This is a genomic window from Pseudomonas sp. P5_B2 (genome assembly GCF_056400445.1).
Genome location: NZ_JBFULH010000302.1, coordinates 1 through 5,072 on the forward strand (window position 1 = coordinate 1; position 5,072 = coordinate 5,072).

Here is a 5,072-nt window from a genome sequence, read left to right on the forward strand (position 1 = left end):
AAATACAGGTGTTCATCAGTGACAACGTTAAATCCTCTTTTTGATCGCTACCGCCCGCTGCAAACTAACCTCTCCGATTCCCCGCCCCTGATCATCGACACAGAGGCCAACCCCCAGGACATCCTCGAAGCTGCCATGCACCGCATCCGAGCCTCCAGCGACCTCCTGAAAACCCTGCACTGCGTTTGTTTCAAACACGGCGACGTCGAAGACATTCCACACATTACCCACGCGCTTTACCTGCTGACCCAGGACGGATTCGACCTGATGCAGGTCGCCCAACAACGCATGATGGGCTGGAAAGCGCCGACCTGACGCTGCGTGAACAGATCGTTCTCACGCTCTACGTGAGAACGATCATTGAAAACTGGAGATAACCTTGAGCCAATTTTTTGATGAGCTAATGGAAGGCGTGAAACAGATGGACGAAATGGTACGGGGTGAGCGTCAGCGTTCACGCAAATTTCCAGTTGATGCGTTCCACATTAAAGAAATCCCCGGTCGATCCCCCGCCTGCGACAGAACGATTAACAGGTCCATGCTTCCCCCCAAAACCAGACCCCAATAAGATCCGCGCAAGCCCAACCGGACACCAGCACCATGAACCTCGCCCCCAACTTCCCCGACGACCACACTATGCGCCTGCTCATGCAGTTGCTGCACGAAGAACTCGGTCTACCCGAACGCAAAACCATCAGCCTCTCCACCTCGATCAATTTAGACCTAGGCTGTGACGGTGCCGATGCGCGGCATTTGATGGAAGCACTGGAAGAACAGTTCGGGATCGACTTCGTAGACTACGACGCCTATCGATACTTTCAGCCGCAAGGGTTTGATGTGCATCTCAAGCGAAGGGCAAAGGGGCGCGGCGACAAAGTCCCGCTGACTATCGACATGCTTTACCAAGCGATCAACACGCAACGGTGGGACACACAGAAGCTGGAAGGCATCTAGTCGCTCTCATAAGTGCAACTATTCTGGTCGTTTAGCGCCCATTCAGCTGGAATATTGGCAGTTAGGCACATGGCGTTTGTTAATCAAACGCCCACAAAAAAGCCGCCCTCAAAGGGCGGCTTTTTCATTACATCAAACCAACACTTACAACTGCGGCCCAGCAGCCTTGATCGCGTCGCTCACTTCGAACTTCTTGAAGTTCTCAACGAACAACCCAGCCAACGCCTTGGCAGACTCATCGTAAGCAGCCTTGTCAGCCCAGGTGTTACGTGGGTTCAGCAGGCCAGTTTCAACGCCCGGCACAGCCAATGGCACGTCGAGGTTGATGGTGTCGAGGTGTTCGGTTTCAGCACCGATCAACGCACCGCTCTGGATCGCAGCGATAACAGCGCGAGTGGTCGGGATGTTGAAGCGCTTGCCAACGCCGTAGCCACCACCGGTCCAGCCGGTGTTGACCAGGTAAACCTTCGAGCCGAAACCGCGGATGCGTTTGATCAGCAGTTCTGCGTATTCGCCAGCCGGACGCGGGAAGAACGGTGCGCCGAAGCAGGTGGAGAAGGTCGACTTGATGCCGCTGCCGGAACCCATTTCGGTCGAGCCCACCAGTGCGGTGTAGCCGGACAGGAAGTGGTAGGCCGCTTGCTCTTCGCTGAGGATCGACACTGGCGGCAGCACGCCGGTCAGGTCGCAAGTCAGGAAGATCACAGCGTTTGGCTCGCCACCGAGGTTCTTCTCGGAACGCTTGGCAACGTGCTCCAGTGGATAGGCCGCGCGGCTGTTCTGGGTCAGGCTGACGTCGTCGTAGTCGGCGTGCTTGGCGTCATCAATGACGACGTTTTCCAGGACTGCGCCGTGCTTGATGGCTTTCCAGATGACTGGTTCGTTCTTCTCGGACAGGTCGATGCACTTGGCATAGCAACCGCCTTCGATGTTGAAGACCACGCCCTCGCCCCAGCCGTGCTCGTCGTCACCGATCAGGTAACGGCTTTCGTCGGCGGACAGGGTGGTTTTACCGGTGCCGGACAGGCCGAAGAACAGGGTCACGTCGCCCTCTTCACCAATGTTGGCAGCGCAGTGCATTGGCAGCACGTCGGCGGCTGGCAGCAGGAAGTTCTGCACCGAGAACATGGCTTTCTTCATTTCACCGGCGTAGCGCATGCCAGCGATCAGCACTTTCTTCTGCGCGAAGTTGATGATCACGCAACCATCGGAGTTGGTGCCGTCACGCTCTGGAACGCATTCGAAGTTGGCGACGTTGAGCACTTGCCATTCATCACGACCAGCCGGGTTGTACTGGGCCGGGTTGATGAACAGGCAACGACCGAACAGGTTCTGCCAGGCAGTCTGCGTGGTCATTTTTACGGCCAGGTAGTGGTCGGCAGACGCACCTACATGAACGTGGGAAACGAAATGCTCTTGCGCATTGTTGAACGCCTCAACGCGGTCCCACAGGGCGTCGAACTTGTCGGCCGGGAACTTGCGGTTGATAGGGCCCCAGGCAATGGCAGCCTGAGTGGTTGGCTCTTCAACAATGAAACGGTCGACTGGCGAACGGCCGGTACGGTGACCGGTACGAACAACCAGCGCGCCGGTATCGGCAAGCTCGCCTTCACCGCGATTCAGGGCTTCTTTAACCAGAGCATCAACACTCAGGTCGGTGTACACGGCGTTATTGGCTTGCGTCATGAGGTTCCCCATCGGCCAGTGGCCGAGTGCTCCAAAACGTTTTGTAGTAGAAAGTTGTGCACTACTACCGCGAGAAAAAGTGGGCCGGATTATGCCAGAAAAGCCCAAAAAAAGTAGGGCCCTCCCGTCGTTACGGCGTAATACCGGGATTAACCAGTGAATTTACCTGCGCTGAACCGTTTTAGTGGCGGGTGTCTGACGGCGTGTCGACGCCCGCACCGGCGAATAATTGGACAATATCGGCAGCATCGAACAGATAACGCTGATTGCAGAATTGGCAATCGATCTCGATGTTGCCACCGTGCTCGACCACCAGATTTTGCGCATCTTCCACACCCAAGCTGACCAAGGCATTGGCCGAACGTTCGCGCGAGCAGCTGCAACGGAAGCGCAGTTTCTGCACATCGAACAGACGCACCTGCTCCTCATGATAGAGGCGATGGAGCACGGTTTCGTTGTCCAGGCTCAGCAGTTCATCGGCGGTCAGGGTGCTGCCCAGCGCGGTGATGTGCTGCCAGCTGGCGGCGCGCTCTTCTTCATCTTTCAAGCGGTCGGCGGGCAGTTGCTGCAGCAGCAGACCACGGGCGCGGCGGCCATCGGCGTACAGCCAGAAGCGGGTGCCGACCTGTTGCGACATGACGAAGTAATTAGTGAAGCACTCGGACAGGGTTTCGCCGTCGAGGTCGACGATGCCCTGGTAACGCTGACCATGGGTCGGGTCGACCGTCAGCGCCAGGACGCCGTTGGGCATCAGGTCGGCGAGTGTCGCGTCGGGGGCGATCTGATCGGCCTCGTAACGGGCCAGGCCGCGAATGTCGCGCTCGCTGGAGCACTCGATCATCAGCAGCGGGATCGGGCCGTCGGAACGGGCCTGAAGGATCAGCAAGCCATCGAACTTCAGCGCGCCGACCAGTAGCGATGCAGCCGCCATCAGCTCGCCCAGCAATTGCGCGACCGGCTCCGGGTAGGCGTGTTTAGCCAGGACTTCGGCGTAGCTGAGCTCTAACGAGACCAGCTCGCCACGGGTGTCGCTGTCATCGAAGATGAAGCGTTGGGTGAAGTCGTTATCCGGTAGGTCGGTCATAGGTCTGGGTATCTGAAGTGGTGACAATGGGTTTCAACGGTCAAGATTGCGTGTATGCAAGCACCCTTGGATGCGCAACGCTCGGCCATGGCCGGCATTTTATGAACAATCCGGGGTTGTTCCAAGCAAGGTGGAACGTCCGCCGGTAGGCGCCTGCGCAATATTGCGTCTCTGGTGCTGCGGGCCTTCTGGTTATGGCCTACAGGTCAGATGCTGTGTGTGATTTTCGACGAGTGGCTGTTTAACTGCTCGATGTATCGTTGGGGTATCACCCGATATGGTTGCTCGATCGCGCAATTGCAAGTCTTCCCCGGAGATCCGGTGGTATCTGGCGAGTGCTGCGCACTCGATCGCGAGCAGGCTCGCTCCCACAATAAACCGCGATCAACTGTGGGAACGAGCCTGCTCGCGATGGCTGTCTGACTCACTCGTCATTGCTGCTGCCACGGAATTTGAACAAATCCCGTCGCTGTTTCTTGCTCGGTTTGCCATCGGTGGTCATCCCCAGCGCACCCGCCTTGCGTTGGGCAGCGGCATTTTCGCGTTTGGCGATGCTGGCCTCGGTTTCGGCATACAGCGTCTGAGCCTCCGGCGCGCCACGGCGAACGATGGATAACGCTTGAACCACCACCGTACGCTCTTCAAAACCGATGCGGATCACAAACTCGTCGCCGACTCTTGGTTCCTTGCCTGGCTTACAACGCTCGCCCCGGCAATGCACCTTGCCGCTTTCAATCGCCGCCTTGGCCAAGGCACGGGTTTTGTAAAAACGCGCGGCCCACAACCATTTATCGAGACGGACTTTGTCGTCCTCTTCGTTTTTTTGTGCCATGGAATTTCCTCGCTCTGAAATATTGCTGAACTGTACTACCGTTTCAGTCGTACCAAGAATTGCACCGGCTCGGATTACAATGCACACATTCCAGAACCTCCCAGAGGGGCTGGAAATCCGGGCCGTAGATATCTGTCGCCTTTTAACCATTATTCTGCGTGAATACCGCGAATTCGGCCGCTTGCGGGCCGAGCGGTTTCTACCGGTTGAGCAACTTTGAAGACWTTTGACCATTTGACCGTTGTCGGTCTGCGCGAGTGGGTGGCGCTCCCGGATTTGGGAGTCGCGGGCCTGCGGGCAAAAATCGACACCGGTGCCAGCACCTCCAGCCTGCATGCCACCGACATCGAGCCGTTCGAGCGCGATGGCGAGCAGTGGGTCCGCTTCACCGCCCACCTGGGCACGGTGGTGCAATTACGTCATCGACGCTGCGAAGCGCCACTGGTGACGATGAAAACCATTAAAAGCTCCAACGGTCACGCGCAAAAGCGATACGTGGTCAGCACCACCCTGGCC

General features: G+C 57.5%; 6 protein-coding genes and 1 pseudogene. 4 read left to right on the forward strand and 3 right to left on the reverse strand.

All coding sequences use genetic code 11. The annotated features are described in order from the left end of the window. Positions 1 to 18: 18 nt before the first annotated feature. A complete protein-coding gene (locus tag AC1DRJ_RS18945; protein WP_477803500.1) occupies positions 19 to 315 on the forward strand; it encodes a hypothetical protein in 297 nt (98 codons plus the stop codon). A 285-nt stretch (positions 316 to 600) separates the two neighbouring features. Then, the gene (locus AC1DRJ_RS18950) at positions 601 to 954 is read left to right on the forward strand and encodes a DUF1493 family protein (RefSeq protein WP_477803495.1); all 354 of its coding nucleotides are present in this window, start codon (positions 601 to 603) and stop codon (positions 952 to 954) included. Positions 955 to 1,098: 144 nt separating this feature from the next. Here the strand turns inward: AC1DRJ_RS18950 and AC1DRJ_RS18955 are convergent, their stop codons facing one another. Together AC1DRJ_RS18955 and hslO are read right to left on the reverse strand one after the other, a co-directional pair. Next, complete coding sequence (locus AC1DRJ_RS18955) at positions 1,099 to 2,640, reverse strand: phosphoenolpyruvate carboxykinase (RefSeq protein ID WP_477803496.1); 1,542 nt, start codon at positions 2,638 to 2,640, stop codon at positions 1,099 to 1,101. A gap of 181 nt (positions 2,641 to 2,821) precedes the next feature. Beyond that, positions 2,822 to 3,724, reverse strand: a complete 903-nt coding sequence (gene hslO, locus AC1DRJ_RS18960; RefSeq protein ID WP_477803497.1) for an Hsp33 family molecular chaperone HslO — start codon at positions 3,722 to 3,724, stop codon at positions 2,822 to 2,824. Between the two features lie 101 nt (positions 3,725 to 3,825). Between hslO and AC1DRJ_RS18965 the strand changes: the two are divergent. Next, positions 3,826 to 4,032, forward strand: a pseudogene (locus tag AC1DRJ_RS18965) (phosphatase PAP2 family protein); the annotation flags it as partial. Positions 4,033 to 4,148: 116 nt separating this feature from the next. Here the strand turns inward: AC1DRJ_RS18965 and AC1DRJ_RS18970 are convergent. Continuing rightward, positions 4,149 to 4,556 carry an RNA-binding S4 domain-containing protein gene (locus AC1DRJ_RS18970; RefSeq protein ID WP_477803498.1) on the reverse strand — a complete coding sequence of 136 codons (408 nt, stop codon included), beginning with the start codon at positions 4,554 to 4,556 and terminating at the stop codon, positions 4,149 to 4,151. Between the two features lie 216 nt (positions 4,557 to 4,772). Here AC1DRJ_RS18970 and AC1DRJ_RS18975 point away from each other — a divergent pair. Next, a partial coding sequence (locus AC1DRJ_RS18975; protein WP_477803499.1) for an ATP-dependent zinc protease family protein occupies positions 4,773 to 5,072 on the forward strand: 300 nt, incomplete at its 3' end.

Bases quoted from the DNA above. Each gene is read 5' to 3' on its own strand.
- AC1DRJ_RS18950 (WP_477803495.1), top strand. From the start codon at position 601: ATGAACCTCGCCCCCAACTTCCCCGACGACCACACTATGCGCCTGCTC.
- AC1DRJ_RS18955 (WP_477803496.1), bottom strand. From the start codon at position 2,640: ATGACGCAAGCCAATAACGCCGTGTACACCGACCTGAGTGTTGATGCT.
- hslO (WP_477803497.1), bottom strand. From the start codon at position 3,724: ATGACCGACCTACCGGATAACGACTTCACCCAACGCTTCATCTTCGAT.
- AC1DRJ_RS18970 (WP_477803498.1), bottom strand. From the start codon at position 4,556: ATGGCACAAAAAAACGAAGAGGACGACAAAGTCCGTCTCGATAAATGG.